This is a genomic window from Mycobacterium sp. SMC-21 (genome assembly GCF_045310825.1).
In the GTDB taxonomy this organism is placed as follows: Bacteria; Actinomycetota; Actinomycetes; order Mycobacteriales; family Mycobacteriaceae; genus Mycobacterium.
Window position 1 is genome coordinate 91916 of the sequence record NZ_JBJIAO010000011.1, and the last position, 15963, is coordinate 107878.

17 protein-coding genes are annotated in these 15963 nt (G+C 67.2%); 10 read left to right on the forward strand and 7 right to left on the reverse strand.

All coding sequences use genetic code 11. The features are described from left to right. Nucleotides 1-65 precede the first annotated feature (65 nt). The gene (locus ACJH6H_RS13755) at nt 66-485 is read left to right on the forward strand and encodes a nuclear transport factor 2 family protein (RefSeq protein ID WP_135355414.1); all 420 of its coding nucleotides are present in this window, start codon (nt 66-68) and stop codon (nt 483-485) included. Here ACJH6H_RS13755 and ACJH6H_RS13760 read toward each other — a convergent pair. Next, nucleotides 475-2001, reverse strand: coding sequence for an FAD-dependent monooxygenase (locus tag ACJH6H_RS13760; protein ID WP_406775058.1), 1527 nt, complete (start codon nt 1999-2001; stop codon nt 475-477). The genes ACJH6H_RS13755 and ACJH6H_RS13760 overlap by 11 nt on opposite strands. Nucleotides 2002-2003: 2 nt before the next feature. After that, the gene (locus tag ACJH6H_RS13765) at nt 2004-2639 is read right to left on the reverse strand and encodes a TetR family transcriptional regulator (RefSeq protein WP_406775059.1); all 636 of its coding nucleotides are present in this window, start codon (nt 2637-2639) and stop codon (nt 2004-2006) included. Between the two features lie 121 nt (nt 2640-2760). On the opposite strand from ACJH6H_RS13765, the gene ACJH6H_RS13770 reads away from it, so the two are divergent. The 6 genes from ACJH6H_RS13770 to ACJH6H_RS13795 all read left to right on the forward strand — a co-directional run bounded on the left by ACJH6H_RS13770 (nt 2761) and on the right by ACJH6H_RS13795 (nt 7082). Next, nucleotides 2761-3369, forward strand: coding sequence for a TetR/AcrR family transcriptional regulator (locus tag ACJH6H_RS13770; RefSeq protein WP_406775060.1), 609 nt, complete (start codon nt 2761-2763; stop codon nt 3367-3369). A gap of 129 nt (nt 3370-3498) precedes the next feature. Further along, the gene (locus ACJH6H_RS13775; RefSeq protein ID WP_406775061.1) at nt 3499-5022 is read left to right on the forward strand and encodes a nitric oxide reductase activation protein NorD; all 1524 of its coding nucleotides are present in this window, start codon (nt 3499-3501) and stop codon (nt 5020-5022) included. Continuing rightward, entirely contained in the window at nt 5019-5810 is a 792-nt protein-coding gene (locus ACJH6H_RS13780) for a CbbQ/NirQ/NorQ/GpvN family protein (protein ID WP_406775062.1), read from the forward strand. The genes ACJH6H_RS13775 and ACJH6H_RS13780 overlap by 4 nt, the downstream gene beginning before the upstream one ends. A gap of 37 nt (nt 5811-5847) precedes the next feature. Then, nucleotides 5848-5976 (forward strand): hypothetical protein, encoded by a 129-nt coding sequence (locus tag ACJH6H_RS13785; protein WP_256370088.1) that lies wholly within the window; start codon nt 5848-5850, stop codon nt 5974-5976. After that, nucleotides 5973-6662, forward strand: coding sequence for a hypothetical protein (locus ACJH6H_RS13790; protein ID WP_406775063.1), 690 nt, complete (start codon nt 5973-5975; stop codon nt 6660-6662). The genes ACJH6H_RS13785 and ACJH6H_RS13790 overlap by 4 nt, the downstream gene beginning before the upstream one ends. A 9-nt stretch (nt 6663-6671) precedes the next feature. Further along, nucleotides 6672-7082 carry a hypothetical protein gene (locus ACJH6H_RS13795; protein ID WP_061004789.1) on the forward strand — a complete coding sequence of 137 codons (411 nt, stop codon included), beginning with the start codon at nt 6672-6674 and terminating at the stop codon, nt 7080-7082. Nucleotides 7083-7142: 60 nt separating this feature from the next. Here the strand turns inward: ACJH6H_RS13795 and ACJH6H_RS13800 are convergent, their stop codons facing one another. Continuing rightward, complete coding sequence (locus ACJH6H_RS13800; protein ID WP_061004791.1) at nt 7143-7517, reverse strand: DoxX family protein; 375 nt, start codon at nt 7515-7517, stop codon at nt 7143-7145. A gap of 108 nt (nt 7518-7625) precedes the next feature. After that, the gene (locus ACJH6H_RS13805; protein WP_406775064.1) at nt 7626-9098 is read right to left on the reverse strand and encodes an amidase; all 1473 of its coding nucleotides are present in this window, start codon (nt 9096-9098) and stop codon (nt 7626-7628) included. A gap of 70 nt (nt 9099-9168) precedes the next feature. On the opposite strand from ACJH6H_RS13805, the gene ACJH6H_RS13810 reads away from it, so the two are divergent. Continuing rightward, a complete protein-coding gene (locus ACJH6H_RS13810) occupies nt 9169-10200 on the forward strand; it encodes an AraC family transcriptional regulator (protein ID WP_064860845.1) in 1032 nt (343 codons plus the stop codon). Between the two features lie 22 nt (nt 10201-10222). Here ACJH6H_RS13810 and ACJH6H_RS13815 read toward each other — a convergent pair whose 3' ends face one another. Then, the gene (locus ACJH6H_RS13815) at nt 10223-10516 is read right to left on the reverse strand and encodes a DUF3017 domain-containing protein (protein WP_061004795.1); all 294 of its coding nucleotides are present in this window, start codon (nt 10514-10516) and stop codon (nt 10223-10225) included. Next, nucleotides 10513-11364 (reverse strand): bifunctional methylenetetrahydrofolate dehydrogenase/methenyltetrahydrofolate cyclohydrolase, encoded by an 852-nt coding sequence (locus tag ACJH6H_RS13820; protein ID WP_406775065.1) that lies wholly within the window; start codon nt 11362-11364, stop codon nt 10513-10515. The genes ACJH6H_RS13815 and ACJH6H_RS13820 overlap by 4 nt, the downstream gene beginning before the upstream one ends. A 70-nt stretch (nt 11365-11434) precedes the next feature. On the opposite strand from ACJH6H_RS13820, the gene ACJH6H_RS13825 reads away from it, so the two are divergent. Together ACJH6H_RS13825 and ACJH6H_RS13830 are read left to right on the forward strand one after the other, a co-directional pair. Continuing rightward, nucleotides 11435-12625, forward strand: a complete 1191-nt coding sequence (locus ACJH6H_RS13825) for an NADH:flavin oxidoreductase (protein ID WP_406775066.1) — start codon at nt 11435-11437, stop codon at nt 12623-12625. A 49-nt stretch (nt 12626-12674) separates the two neighbouring features. Further along, nucleotides 12675-15371, forward strand: coding sequence for an FHA domain-containing protein (locus ACJH6H_RS13830; RefSeq protein ID WP_406775067.1), 2697 nt, complete (start codon nt 12675-12677; stop codon nt 15369-15371). A 3-nt stretch (nt 15372-15374) separates the two neighbouring features. Here the strand turns inward: ACJH6H_RS13830 and ACJH6H_RS13835 are convergent, their stop codons facing one another. After that, nucleotides 15375-15944: a pentapeptide repeat-containing protein gene (locus ACJH6H_RS13835; RefSeq protein ID WP_318986838.1), complete on the reverse strand. Its 570-nt coding sequence runs from the start codon at nt 15942-15944 to the stop codon at nt 15375-15377. Nucleotides 15945-15963 lie beyond the last annotated feature (19 nt).

A 15963-nucleotide genomic window follows, 5' to 3' on the forward strand; every position in this document is an offset into this window, starting at 1 on the left:
TTGCTTTCTGCAATGGACTCTGATTGCGTGGGTTGCAAATAACAAGTGACGCTCAGAGGGTCCTGATGACGACAAGCACAGATTCCGTCGCGACGTTCTGCGCGGCCACCCGCAGCGGTGACGTCGACCGGTTCATCGCCGCACTCGCACCCGACGCCGAGCTGATCTCCCCGCTGTCCGGGCGCATGGTGTTCCGCGGCCGCAACGACCTCCGGGCGCTCCTGACCGCGGTCTATGCCGGGATGCGAAACCTGGAGTGGGAGAACATCATCGGAGACGGACCCACGCGCGTCGCGGTGAGTCGCGGACGCATCGCGGGGCTGACCATCACCGATGCCCTGGTGTTCGAACTCGACGATGCGGGGTTGATCCGGCGGCTGCGACCGCACCTGCGGCCGTGGTTTGCGGTGACGGTCTTCGCCCTGCTGCTCGGCCCCAGGCTCGCCGCCCACCCCGGCGTCGCACGCCGGGCGCTCAGTCGCTGATCTCGGCCGGACCGAACCAGCGCTCCAGGGCCGCGCGCAGGTCATCGGCATCCGCCGCCCCGAAAGTGTCTGCCGCCCAAGCGACATAACCGTCGGGCCGGATCAGCATGGCGGCAGGCCCGCCCGCCATGGCGGCTTCCACCGTGTCGACGCGGCGCTCCCACGGTGCGACGACGGCAGCCGCCGCACCGCCGGACAGGTCGAGGACCACGCCCCGACCGCTGTGCAGCAGGTCGGTGAGCCGGCGCCCGTCGTCCAACGTCTCGTCCGGCACCATGAATCCGGTGAGGCGGTGGGTGGTGCCACCCATCTCGTAGCGCACGTCGGCCCCCGCCAGCAGTCCGGCCATGTGCGCGGTGGCCTCGGGCAGCTGGAAGAGCTCACCGAGAAGCGTGCGCAAGGCACGCACCTCGGGTCCGGGCGCGGTGAGCGCGATCTGAGCCAGAGAGTGCATCATGACGCGCTCGCCGACCGGATAGCGCTCGGATTCATACGTGTCGATCAATTCCTCGGGCGCCCAGCCGTTGATGACGGCTGCCAGCTTCCAGCCCAGATTCAGGGTGTCCTGCAGACCGAGGTTGAGCCCCGGACCGCCCATCGCCGAATGCACGTGTGCGGCATCACCGATCAGCAGAATGCGGCCGGACCGGTACGCGTCGGCTTGCCGCGTGTTCTGGCCGTCGATGCGGCGCATCGCGAACGGACCGGGCCCGGTCGGCAGTTCGAACGGCACGTCGACCCCGAGCACCCGCCGCAGGCTGTGCCTCAGCTCGTCGTAGGTCAACTCCCCCGGCGCGTCGTCCGGCAGCGAACCGAACTCCAGCGTGCCCAGCATCGGCGGATCTCCGTGCGCCTCGAAGAAGATCACCATGCCGGTGTCATAGCGGTTGTGTCCGAACGGAATCCGGCCGAAGCCGGGTACGTCGAACTCGCCGTCGGCGGTGCGGAACTCGTCAGCGATGTGCACATGCGCCAACCGGGCCACCGTCGGCGACGTGTGCCCCGGAAAGCCGATACCCGATTGCTTGCGGACGGTGCTACGGCCGCCGTCGGCACCCACCAGCCAATCGGCGTGCAGTACATAGGGACCGTCGGGCGCGGTCACGTCGACGGTGACGCCGTCATCGCCGGCCGACAGGGCGGTCACGGCGTGTCCCCATCGCACCTCGACCCCGAGAGCCTGCGCCCGCTCGTACAGCAGCTGAACCAACCGAGGCTGCTTCATCAGCACAGCACGCATCGGATTGTCCTCGACACCAACAAAATTCAGCGGCAGGCCGGAGAACATCCAGCCATAGGCGGGTTGCGGCGCGTTGGGATCGCCCGTGAACGCCTGGTAGAGACCGCGCATGTCGAGCTGCCGGATCACCTGTCCGACAAGGCCGTTGGCCTTGGGCTCGTCGCCGGGCCCGGGCAGCGCATCGAGGACAACAGGTTTGATCCCGGCGAGGGCGAGTTCGCAGGCCATCATCAGGCCGTTGGGTCCGGCGCCGGAGATCACGACGTCAGCGAGCATGGTCACTCCTTCGTTCTGGTCGGTTCAGGCAGTCCCGCGATGACGGCGTCGAAACCCGCACGCATCAGCTGGGTGATGGCCACCGGCGGATCGGCGTTCGCGTACGCCTCCATCGCGGTGTCCCCGATGGCGCGCACCACAGCCACCACGAGGCGCGGGTACATGTCGTCGGGGCCGAGACCCGTTCGCTCGGCGATGGCCGCCACCCAGTCCTGGTAGAGGATCTGCGGCACCGCGTTACGAACTTCGGTTCGCATCATGAGTTTTCGCACTTCGACGAGCTCGCGGCGGTCCGGGATGAGATCAGCACCGGTGATGTCGACCATCTCCTCCTCGAGGGTGCCCGTCACCGCCTCGATGATCGATGTCCACAGCGGCTCATCGGCCGGCCGCGACCGAAACACCGCGACACTGCGCCGCATCCGCTCGGCGATGCGGTAGGCCAGCGCCTCGTACTTACCGGCGAAGTAGTTGTTGAACGTCCGCAACGACACTCCCGCCAGCGCCGCGATCTCCTCGCGCGTGACGGCGTCCAGCCCGCCGCGGTCGAACGCCAGTTGCAGCGCCGCATCACTGAGCGCCCGACGGGTGTCGAGCTTCTTTCGTTCGCGCAGACCAGTGTCAGCCGATTCGGACATGCCGCCACCGTACAGATAATTTTGCCCACCGGGCAACTTTGCCCAGTGGGCAATTTCCTGTGAATGTGGCTGACTCAAGTCATTGACTCAGGTCAGTAAAGCGAGTACAACTTGAGCCACCATGACCCGCGCCACCCCCAAACCTTCGCTGCGAGAAGCCAAACGGCTGGAAACCCGCCAGCGTGTCCTCGATGCCGCGATCACCGAGTTCAAGCGCGCGGGAATGGCAGATGCCGACGTCGGAACCATCATCAGATCGGCCGGCGTCGCGCACGGCACGTTCTACTTCCACTTCCCCACCAAAGAACACGTGCTCTTCGAGCTCGAACGCCAAGCGGAGGAGACGGCCGGCCGCGAGCTCGCCGCGTTCCTGCAGACCCCGCACACCCTCGAAGAGGCGCTGAACGAGGTGGTCCGGGTCATCGTGGCCGTCGAACAGCGGCTCGGCCGGCTGCTCTTCAAAGACGTACTGGCTCTGCACTTTTCCTCGAACCGCCCGCTCGACGACGAATGGACCGACCACCGGGTGATCGTGCTGGTGGTCCAGGAGATCGAACGGGCCCGCCAGGCCGGTGAGGCCGATGCGGATGTCGACGCGTTCCACAGCGCGGTCTACTTCCTGCTCAGCCTCTATGCCCTGCTGACCACGAGTCGCGGCGCGGACCAGATCCGCACCGCCCTGCTGGACAACTTCGTCCACACCGCGCTGCGAGGCATCGCGGCCCGATAACCGGAGGAGACACCATGTGGCAGGAGATCGCCCGCCTCGCCATCGCGTGGGGCGCCATGGCCGCTCTCATCGCGTTCTGGTACTGGATGTTCTCGAACATCGGCACTTTCTGAGCCGGCCGGTACCCCAATGTCCCAGTCGATCGCCGCCGCAGAGCTCGAACGCGCCAGCGCGCTGACGGCGGTGGTGTTGTCCGGGCGACGGCGGGCCGGAGTGCGGCTGATCTCCGGCGACCTGCGCCACTTCGGTTTGAGCGCAAGCCGTTCCGTCGTCCATGTCCCCTACCCGGCACCGGCACCCGACTGGTCACTGCGGACCTACACATGTGGTGTTGCCCTGCAGTGCGCACCATCGAAGGACCGGATAGCGCAGTACCCGCTGCACCGGTTGTCCGCGCGGGAACTGAGCGCGCTCAGCCTGGTCGAGGGTGGTGTCGCGCTGGGTTGGGTGGCCGGCCGCTGGCCCGGCCTGCTCCCCGAAGCCCGTCGGGTACTGCCCGGCCTGGAGCCGGCCGATCCGGACCTCTGTGCAACCGAAATTCTCTCCCGCACAGACACCTTGGCACGCTCCCGGGAGCGATTGCCCGATTACCCGCTGCTCGGTACACCGCCGCTGACCGCGGCCGCCACCCGCACACTGGCGAGCGCGGTCCGGCGCACCCTCGGCCGGATGCCGTGGTCCTCATCGCGCTCGGACACCCAACGGCTGATGTCGATCCCGGTCGGCGGCGAGGGCGGCGTGCGCAACGCCAACCTGCCACCGGCCAGCCGGCCCGAGGACGACGACCTCGACATCCGGCCCGACCAACGCGCGGGAATCCCCTACCCCGAATGGAATTCGTGGCGTGACCAGTTCCTGCCCGATCACGTCGCAGTCCTGGAACGGCGACAGACCCGGCACGACCGTCGCAGTGGCGCGTCGCCTGACATCCGGCGCTGGTTCGACGAGCCGACCCACCGCACGATGGTCAACCGACTGGAGGACGGCAGCGACCTCGATGTCGACGCCTACGTCGCGGCCTACGCGGACAGCCACGCCGGGTCACCACAGGAGCCGAAGGTGTTCCGCGCCTTGATGCCAAGCGCGCGCGACACCGTCACCGCCGTCCTGATGGACGGCAGCTCGTCGCTGGGTATCCATCAGGGCCGGGTGTTCGACCTCGAATTGGCTTGTGCCGACGCTCTTTCCCGCGCCATGACGGTGGCCCGCGAGCGCCACGGCATCTTCGTCTTCAGCGGCAACACCCGCCATCGCGTCGAAGTTCGATGTCTGAAAGACTTCAGCGACAACCACTTTGCGCTACCCAGCCGGTCCGGCCTGGTGACCGGCGGCTACACCCGACTCGGCGCACCCATCCGGCACATGACCAGCCGCCTCCTGACCCAGCCCGCGCAGCGCCGGGTTCTCATCGTGATCGGCGACGGGCTCATCTCCGACGAAGGCTACGAAGGCCGGTACGCGTGGGCCGACGTCGCGCACGCCGTCGAAGAAGCCGACGAGGCGGGCGTCGGCGTCTACTACCTGGGGCTGGGACCGGTCCGGGTGGATCCACTGCCCGAGGTCTTCGGCTCCCGGCGATCCCGCCGAATCCGCCGTATCGAGGAACTTCCCCGCGTCCTGGCGCACGTGCACCGAGAGTTGGTTTCCGCATGACTGATTCGCCATACCTGCCGGCCGGCGACGAGATGACCACTTTCAGTCAGGCGTATCAGCGTCGGCTGCCGGTCATGCTCACCGGGCCCACGGGCTGCGGCAAGACGCGCTTCGTCGAGCACATGGGAAACCTGTTGGGGCGCCCCGTGGTCACCATCAGCTGTCATGACGACCTCACCAGTTCGGACCTGGTCGGCCGGTTCGTCGTCGCCGGCGGTGACGTGCTCTGGACCGACGGCCCACTGACCCGCGCCGTCAAAGATGGCGCCATCTGTTATCTCGACGAGGTGGTGGAGGCGCGTCATGACTCGCTGGCGATCCTGCATTCGCTGACCGACCACCGCCGCACCCTCTATCTGGACCGCGCCGGCGAAGTGGTGCCGGCACCCGATTCCTTCCTGCTGGTCTGCTCGTACAACCCGGCGTACCGGCATTCGCTCAAGGACCTCAAGCCGTCGTTCCGCCAGCGCTTCGTCACCATCGCGATGACATATCTGCCACCCGACCGCGAGGCCGAAGTCCTCGTCGGCGAATCCGGCATCGACATCGGCGCCGCCATGCGGCTCGTGCAGTGCGCCAACAGCATTCGCCAGGCCGACGACGCCTTCCATTTCGAGCCGCCGTCGACCCGAGTGCTGGTCTCGGCGGCGCATCTGGTCGCCGCGGGTGCCGACGAGATGTCGGCCGCCGAAGCCGCGGTACTGGCCCCACTGAGCAGCGATGGAGCCATCAGCGAAGGCCTGCGGGAGATCGCCGCCGCGTGCCTGCAACCGGCGGGTATTCGTTGACCACGAATGTCACAGTCAGAAAAGGAGTTTCACGGCCATGAATGAGCAGGACCGCAAACGCAAACGGGCACTGATCGTCTTCCAGCTGTTCGCCTACGGCTGGCTATTGGCGATGTTCCTGATCCAGCTGCACATGTCGATCGTCCGTGGCTGGTGGTCACTGTGAGTTCGACGACCATCCCCACGGTCGGATACGACCAGCACCACGACGAATCCCGGCAAGCGCAACGGCAGGCCGACCGCTGGCTGATCACCGGCACGCTGTTGATGGGGTCGATGTTCATCGGGTTCGTCGGGCTGCCGTTCTTCCTGCGCGGCGTGTGGCTGCAACGGCGCGCGCAGAAGGCCGGACTGTCGGTGCGGCCGATCATCGTGACGCTCATCGGTTATCTGGTGATCCTCGACGCCGCGCTCAACAGCATCGGGTGGTCATTGGATTTGCTGGCCAATCACACGCTGCTGAACCGCACCATCATCACGGCGTGGGGCAACATGTTCGACGCCGGATACTTCTGGCACTACAACGAACTGTGGATCGGCGGGGCCGGCGCACCGGGCGAAAAAGCATGGGAGGTGGCGCTGATCCTGACGGTGTTCACCATGCGCATCGCGGCCGGCATCGCGTTCCTGCAGATGAAGCGGTGGGGGCACCAGTGGCTCATCATCACCTGCTGGTTCGGCATCGTCATCTGGATCGGTTACACGTTCAACATGACGATGTTCGCCGACATCCGTTACGCCGGTGTGGTTTTCCCCGTCGTCGGCTGGTGGTTGTACGACATCTTCTACATCACGCCGTTCCTGTCCATCCCGTATCTGCACACCGTCAATCGCGAAATCTTCAGCGACTAAAGGAATTCCATGACCACCACCGAAGCCGAATCCACGCCGGCCCTCCCCTTGGGCACCACACCCGTCTACGCCAACATGCACAAGTGGCTCAAGCGCGGGCTCTTCATCTGCCTGTTCGGCCTCGTCATCGAGGGGTCGTTCACCATGCCGGCGCTGGCCGTCTGGTACGGCTGGCCGACGTTGTCGTTCAGAGAGATCTGCAGCGAGTTGATGAAGGTGCGTTACTCCGACGACACCGTGGAATGCAAGTTTCCCTACGACTTTTCAGGTGCGCCATTCGGTGGGCCTGCCGAGGCGACCGGGCAGAAAACCGCCCAGGACACCTGGGGCGTGCAGCCGGTGCCGCACTACCACCGGCTCGGTTTCCGCGAGCTGGTGCAGATTCACGAAGATCGGCTCGCCCGCGCGGGCGGTCACTGACAGCGATTTGTGCACGGTTTTCCGCGGCTACCGCGGAAAACCGTGCACAAATCCCAGAGATCAGAAGGCGTAGGCGCCGAACCGGCCCCAGGCGACGAACAGTGCCAGACCCAGCAGCACCACGTTGACGGCGACATTCGGGTACTCCTTGCGCCGGCCGTGCACGACGATCGCGCCGACCATGACCACCGCCAGGCCGAGGGCGGCCAGCGGGGTGAGTACCGGGAGGATGTGCACGAGCGGCGGCACGATCAGGCCGATCGCGCCGGCCACTTCGGCCGCGCCGATACCGCGGATGGCGTTCGGGTCCACGTCGGCGAGTCCGCCGAGGCCCTGCGCGACCAGCTTCTCCTTGGGAAGGACCAGCTTCATGATGCCGCTTCCGGCGAAGACGAAGGCCAGTACGCCGGCGACGATCCACAGTGCGGTGTTCATGTTGCGCTCCTCAGGGCTGAAGTTTCACGGTCGGAATGACTCGACCGAATTAAACGGACTTTAGTCCGATTCAATTCCCCGCGCGAGTGCGACATGAACGCGTCGCCGCTAGATCGGGGCGACGCGGTCGGCCCAGGGCATCGCCTCCTCGAGTTGAGCGGCCAGCTTGATGAGCAGCGATTCACCTCCGAGCGGAGCCACGAACTGGACACCGAGCGGCAGCCCGTCGGCGGTCCAGTGCAGCGGCAACGAGATGGCCGGGCGGCCGGTCAGGTTCGCCAACTGCGTATACGGCACCCAGCCCAGGTTCTTCTCCACCATGTCGTCGACGATCTTCGTGTATCGCAGGAAGGATGCGGTGCGGGTCTTGAGCAACACGTCGACCGCGGGCCGCAGGGCGGCCGGTAAGTCGAACTCGCCGATCTTCGGGGGCGGCGTCGCCAGCGTCGGCGTCAGTAGCAGGTCGTAGGACTCGAAGAACGTGGTGAGCCGGCGGGCATGGTCGTGGCGCCGTTGCACAGCGGCCACGTAGTCGACGCTGCTGGTCGCGCGTCCGAGCGCCGCCATGATCAGCGTCTCGCGCTCGAACGCATCGTCGCCCGCACCCGTCAGCCGCTTGGCATCGGCGACCTCCCACGCCAGAAACACAAACCAGGTGAGCAGGAAGTCCCGCGCCAACTCACCGTCGTCGAACGGCGCCTGCGGCAACTCCTCCACGTGGTGGCCGAGCTCGGTCAGGGTGCGCACAGTCGCCTCCACCGCTGCGAACGCCTCAGGGTGCGGCGCCGGCGTGATCGCCGCGGGCACCCGGACGCCGATCCGCAGTTTCGCCGGGCGCTCACCCACAGCCGACGCGAACGACGTCGTCGGCATCCCCGGCACATAGGCCCCGCTGGGCTCGCCGCCGCTGATGACGTCGAACATCGCGGCGGTGTCGCGCACCGTCCGCGAGACCACCCCCTGCACCGCTGCGCCGTGCATCATCTCGCCGCTGCCGGGGCCGAAGGGGGTCAGCCCGCGTCCGGGCTTCAGCCCGACCAGTCCGCAGCAGGCCGCTGGGATGCGCGTTGATCCGCCACCGTCGTTGGCACCGGCGCAGGGCACGATTCCCGCGGCGACCGCGGCGGCCGAGCCGCCCGACGAGCCGCCCGGGGTTCGCGTCAGATCCCATGGATTGCGCGCGGGTCCCCAGACCTCGGGTTCGGAAATGGCCTTCGCCCCGAACTCCGGCAGGTTGGTCTTGCCGAATATCACCAACCCGGCGTCGAGCCAGCGCTGCACGATGGTCGCGTGTTCCGTGGCCGGCAACGACTTCAACGAACGGGAGCCGTGTGAGCTCGGCAAGCCCGCGTAGTCCTGCGCCAGGTCCTTGATCAGGAACGGCACACCCGCAAATGGACCACTGAGCTCGTCCGACGGCAACGCGGCGGGCACATCACGGACGATGGCATTGATCTTGGGATTCACTGCCGCAGCCCGGTCCCGGGCCAGCGTCAGCAATTCCGCCGGCGACACCTCTTTGTCGGCAACCAGCTTCGCCAGCCCGGTGGCGTCGTATGTGCGGTACTCATCGAAGTTCACAGTGTGATCTTCGGTGCGGCCGGGAAGTCGCTCTTGACATATCGAGACACGGATTTCGACACTGACGAACGTGGACGAGTCGATCAGAGCCGGCGTGCTGCAGGACTTCGCCCCGTTCATCCGCGAACTCTCCGGCGACCCCGACCGGTTGTACCGGCAGAGCGGGCTGGACCCGGATGCATTGCACGATGCCGAGACGATGGTCCCCCTCGACGCCGTCGCGCTCCTCCTCGAGAACGCCGCCCGGCAGCACCGGCTGCCCACGCTCGGCCTCCGGCTGGGCAGCCGTCAGGACCTGTCGATATTGGGCCTGCTCGCCGTCGTCGTGCAGAACAGCGACACGGTGTACGAGGCGACGGCCAACGCATCCCGGTATCTGTTCTTTCACAGCCCCTGCTACGAGTTGGTCATCGAGGACCCCAGCCCGCACCTGCCCGGCTGCATCACGGTGCGTTTCGACGTCCAACTCGAGCGCGCAGTCCCACAGCGGCAGTTGATCGATGCGTACCTGTCGTCGACATACCGGATGGCACAGAGTCTTTCGCCAATTCCACTGCGCCTGCAGGGCGTATCCCTCCCACACTCGCCGGTCGGAGCGCGCAGCGCCTACCGTGCCCATTTCGATGCGCCTGTCGCTTTCGAACAGCCCTACGCGGCGATACATTTGGAGCGCGATCTGCTGCACGCCCGAATCCAGTCCATCAAGCCGCACCTCCGCAGCCAGGCGATCGCGTACATCGCCACCCGTTATCCCGCAGCCGGACAAAGCCTTTCGGAACGTGTGCAGCGCACACTGAAGAGCACCATCGGAGCCAACCGGGGCACCAAGGCGGAGATCGCCGATCTGCTCAACATGCATCCGCGGACGTTGCAGCGGCGACTGTCAGACGAGCACGCCACGTTCGAGGACATCCGGGCCGACGTCTACCGGTCGGCGACGCGCCGGTTGCTGCTCGAAACCGAGCTGCCCCTGAGTCAAGTCGCGGCCGTCCTCGGCTACTCCGAACAGTCGTCCATGACGAGGTCGGTCAAGCGCTGGTTCGGGGTCACCCCGGCACAGCTGCGCAAGGACGGCCCGGTCGCGCTGCTCCCGACGGCGTGAGGCACCGGCCTCGGGCCAAAAGCTAGGCCGTGCCCAACGGATTGATGGTCCACGCCACGTACAGCATGACGGCGCTGACCGACGCTGTTGTCGCGACGTCGATGATCCGGCTGCGCACAACGAGCAGGCCGGCACGGTCATCGGTCAGCAGCAGCCGCATGATCGCCGCGATCCCGACGCCGATCGCCATCACGAGCGCACCGCGGCGCCAGTAGCCGCCGACCACCAACGCGAACGCCACCACGAAGAACACGCCCACCGACAGGATCGGCCATTGGCCGGCGAATACCTTCCGGGCGAATTCCTTTGCGGTCAAGACAGTTTCGCCTCTTCAGCCTCGACCACGTTGGCCAGCAGGAAGGCCCGAGTCAGCGGTCCGACACCACCGGGGTTGGGCGACACGTGACCGGCGACCTCCCACACGTCGGGGTGGACGTCGCCGGCGAGCTTGCCGTCGACCCGGCTGACACCCACGTCGACGACGGCCGCGCCAGGCTTGACCATGTCGGCAGTCAGCATGTGCGGCACACCGACCGCGGCGATGATGATGTCGGCCTGCCGGGTCAGCGCCGACAGATCACGAGTTCCGGTGTGGCACAACGTCACTGTCGCGTTCTCCGAACGCCGCGTGAGCAGCAGGCCCATCGGCCGGCCCACGGTGACGCCGCGGCCGATCACCACGACATGCGCACCGGCGATCGGCACCTCGAAACGGCGCAGCAGGTGCACGATGCCGCGCGGCGTGCACGGCAGCGGTGCGGGCTCGTTCAGCACCAACCGACCCAGATTGGTCGGGTGCAGCCCGTCGGCGTCCTTGTCGGGGTCGATGCGCTCCAGCGCGGCGTTCTCGTCGAGATGCTTGGGCAGCGGCAGCTGCACGATGTAGCCCGTGCACTCCGGGTTGGCGTTCAGCTCGTCGATGACGGCATTCAGCTCGGCCTGACTGATGTCGGCGGGCAGGTCCCGGCGGATCGAGTTGATGCCGACCTTGGCGCAGTCGGCGTGCTTGCCGCGCACGTAGGCGTGTGAGCCCGGGTCGTCGCCGACCAGCACCGTGCCCAGACCCGGCGTCCGGCCAGCAGCGGTCAAGGCCGCCACCCGCTTGGTCAGGTCAGTGAAGATCTCGTCGCGTGTGGCCTTGCCGTCCAGCGTGATTGCACCCACGACGAACATTGTGTCAGGCCCGCGGGAACCGCCGTTGACACCACCCAGGACGGCGTGGTCAGCTGCGGAAGTGAACACCCAGCCCAATGTGTCCACTGACGTCTTCAGTGCGGCCAAGCTCGGTCCGATCACGTTGCGGAACCGGGTGATCAAGGCGGCGACGTTCGAGGCGGCGACCCCGGACGCGCTGGTCACCGACGATCTGATCCGCTATCACCGGCTGCCCGCCGCCGGTGGGGTGGGGATGACCACGGTCGCCTATTGCGCGGTGTCCCCTGGCGGGCGTACTGATGGGTGGCAGTTGTGGATGCGCCCCGAGGCCGTGCCCGGGCTGCGCAGACTCACTGATGCGGTGCATGCCGAGGGGGCGGCGATCAGCGCGCAGATCGGGCACGCCGGCCCGGTCGCCAACCCCCGCACCAACAAAGCCACAGCGCTGGCCCCGGTGCGGTTCTTCAACCCGCTGTCGATGCGCTTCGCCAAAAAAGCCACCCGCGCCGACATCGACGCGGTGATGGCCGCACACGCGAACGCCGCCACACTCGCGATCGACGCCGGGTTCGACGCCGTCGAAGTCCACTTGGGCCACAACTACTTCGCCTCCTCGTTCCTGTCGCCGTTGATCAACAAGCGCCGCGACGAGTTCGGCGGCTCCCTGGCCAACCGGGCCAAGGTGGCCCGCGGCACCGTGGCCGCGGTGCGCGAGGCCGTCGGGGATCAGATCGCGGTGATCGCCAAACTCACCATGACCGACGGGGTGCGCGGCGGCATCCCCCTCGAGGAGTCCCTGCAGACCGCCCAGTGGCTGCAAGAAGACGGCAACCTCGATGCCCTCGAGCTCACCGCGGGCAGCTCGCTCGTGAACCCGATGTACCTGTTCCGCGGCGATGCCCCGGTCAAAGAGTTCGCCGCCAACTTCAAGCCGCCGCTGCGGTGGGGCATCCGGATGAGCGGACACAAGTTCTTCCGCGAGTATCCGTACCGGGAGGCGTTCCTGCTCGAGCAGGCCCGCCAGTTCCGGGCCGAACTGTCGATGCCGCTGATCCTGCTGGGTGGCATCACCAACCGCGACACGATGGATTTGGCCATGGCCGAAGGGTTCGAATTCGTCGCGATGGGCCGGGCCCTGCTGGCCGAACCTGACCTGCTGAACCGCATCCAGGCCGACAACACCACGAAATCAGGCTGCACACACTGCAATCTGTGCATGCCCACCATCTACACCCGGACCCACTGCGTGGTCACCGGCAAGCCGTACTGACCCGGCTGGTCCCCAGGAAAGTCCCCGGCAGCGGATAGAGTTGCCTTCGATGACTGGACCAGCCGCACTGCCAGCGCTAACCGTTCGCCATGACGCCACCACGCGCACGTTCGCCCCGGGAAACGACGTCGTCGTCGGCCGCGATCTGCGCGCCGACTTCCGCGTCGCCCACCCGCTGATCTCGCGCGCACACCTGATGCTGCGTTTCGATCACGGCCGCTGGGTCGCGGTCGACAACGGCAGCCTCAACGGCATGTACGTCAACGGGCAGCGTGTCCCGGCCGCCGATCTGCACAACGGCTCGGCGGTGAACATCGGTAACCCCGACGGACCGCTGCTGACCTTCGAGGTCGGCCAGCACCTGGGCCCGGCCGGCACGCCGCCGACGACGTCCATGCCCGTCGCCCCCACGCCGTCGACCAACCACCGGCCCAGCGCGACCTGGCCCAGCCAGCAGCCGTACACGCCGCCGTCGGCGGCACAGCAGCGCTACCCGAGCGGTCCGCAGACCTTCAGCCCGTCGGGTCCGCAGCCGCAGTATCCGAGTGGCCCGCAGCCGCAGTATGGCCAGCAACAGCCACCGCGCTACCCGACCGGCCCCCAGCAGTACGCGCCGCCGTCGGCGCCGATGTCCCGGCCGGCGCCGGCCCGAATCGCGCCTGACGAGTCGAGCTCGCCCGCCACCCAGTTCGGCCCGACCGCCGTGGCGCGGCCGAGCGAGAACAACCTCGGCACGACGATGCTCAAGATCCTGCGGCCCGGCCGCAACGCCGAGGTGCCGGCCGGAGCCATCAAGATCGGTCGCGGCACCGACAACGACATCGTCATCCCCGACGTCCTGGCCTCGCGGCACCACGCCACGTTGATCCCGTCGGCGGGCGGCGGTGCCCAGATCATCGACAACCGCAGCATCAACGGCACCTTCGTCAACGGCCAGCGGGTCGAGGAGGCGATGCTCCGCGATGGCGACACCGTCACCATCGGTAACGTCGACCTCGTCTACAGCGGCGGCACCCTGGCCCGCCGCACCGTGACCACCGCCGACACCCGCACCGGCGGTCTCGAGGTCCACGGCCTGACGTGGACCATCGAGGGCAACAAGACCCTGCTGAACAACATCTCGCTGGACGCCCGCCCCGGCACGCTGACCGCGGTGATCGGCCCGTCCGGTGCCGGCAAGTCGACGTTCTCCAAGCAGGTCGCCGGCCTGACCCATCCGACCAGTGGCACCGTCACGTTCGAGGGCCACGACATCCACGCCGAGTACGCCTCGCTGCGCTCCCGAATCGGCATGGTGCCGCAGGACGACGTGGTGCACGGCGACCTGACCGTCCGGCAAGCCCTGATGTACGCCGCCGAGCTGCGGCTGCCACCGGACACCACGAAGGAAGACCGCGAGCAGGTCGTCATGCAGGTGCTCGAAGAGCTCGAGATGACGAAGCATCTGGACACCCGGGTCGCGAAGCTCTCCGGCGGTCAGCGCAAGCGCGCGTCGGTGGCGCTCGAGCTGCTGACCGGTCCGTCGTTGCTGATCCTGGATGAGCCGACCTCCGGCCTGGACCCGGCGCTCGACCGTCAGGTGATGACGATGCTGCGCCAGCTGGCCGATGCCGGTCGTGTGGTGCTGGTGGTCACCCACTCACTGACCTACCTCGATGTCTGCGACCAGGTGCTGCTGCTGGCACCGGGCGGCATGACGGCCTTCTGCGGCCCGCCCAGCCAGATCGGTCCCGAACTGGGTACCACCAACTGGGCCGACATCTTCTCGTCGGTGGCCGGCGATCCAGAGGCGGCCCACCAGCAGTTCCTGCAGCGCTCCGGCCCGCCGCCACCACAGCCGCCCGCGGCGACACCGGCCGACCTGGGTGCGCCGGCGAAGACGTCGCTGCTGCGCCAGTTCTCCACCATCGCCCGACGCCAGGTGAAGCTGATCCTGGCCGACCGCGCCTACACCGCGTTCCTGCTGTTCTTGCCGTTCATCATGGGCGTGCTGTCCCTTTCGGTGCCCGGTGGCGGCCCCAACAAATCCGGTGTGGGCTTCGGTAAACCACTCGCCGCCGGCCCACCTGATTTCGGCGCCGCACCGAGCGAACCCGGCCAGATCCTGGTCATGATGAACGTCGGCGCCATCTTCATGGGCACCGCGCTGACCATTCGCGCGCTGATCGGTGAGCGGGCGATCTTCCGGCGGGAACAGGCCGTCGGCCTGTCCACCACCGCGTACCTGGCGGCGAAGGTCGCGGTGTTCACTGCCTTCGCCGTCGTCCAGTCCTCCATCGTCGTGGCCATCACGATCATGGGCAAAGGCTGGGGCGCCGGAGCGGTCACGAACGGTTCGGTGATACCGAGCCGCAGCCTCGAGATGTTTGTCGACATTTCGATGACCTGTGTGGCCGCCGCCATGACGGGTCTGGCGTTGTCCGGTCTGGCCAAATCCGCCGAGCAGATCATGCCGCTGCTCGTGGTGGCCGTCATGAGCCAGTTGGTGTTCTCGGGCGGCTTGATTCCGGTCACCGGCCGCGTGGTGCTCGATCAGTTGTCCTGGCTCACGCCGGCACGGTGGGGTTTCGCATCGTCGGCCTCGACCATCGATCTGACCAGATTGGTCCCCGAGCCGGTGCTGCCCAATGACAAGTTCTGGCACCACACCACCGGCGCGTGGTGGACCGACATCGGTGCCCTGCTGCTGCTGTCGGCCTGCTATCTCGGCTTCGTGCGCTGGCGGATCCGTCTGAAGGCCGACTAGGGGCTAGCTGGACAGGTCCAGGCCGTGGGCGACGGCGTAGGCGATGGCCTGATCGACGTCGATGCGGGCGCCCCGCAACCCGGCGGTGGTCCAGAACGTCGCATCCGTGCGGGCCGCGCGCAGGTCCGCCTGCTCGAACTTCGCGTCCTGCACCCGCGCGCCGCGTAGATCGGCGGCGCGCAGCACGGCCTTGCGCAGGTCCGTGCCGACGAGCGAGGCTTCCGACAGCCGGCAGTCGGTCAGGTCAACCGCCCGCAGATCGCAGCCGGCCAGCACCGCGAGCCGCAGGTCCACCTCGACCATGGTGATGGGCCGCATCGCGCACTCGGTGAAGGTCGACCCCAGCAAGGTGCAATGCCGGAACGTGCTGTGCGCCAGCGAGGTCCGGCGGAAGGTGCAGTTACGGAACGCCGAGCCGGAATGCTCGGACTCGGTGAGGTCGACGCCGCTGAAGTCGCAGTCGGTGAAGACGACCCGCTCGGTGCGCAGCCGACTGAGGTCCCCGTCGTACTCGTCACGAAAGACGACTCCGGTGAATTCCGTGTCTTGCCAGTGCTCGTCGGGAACCGTCACGAGTTCGTACGATAGCCCC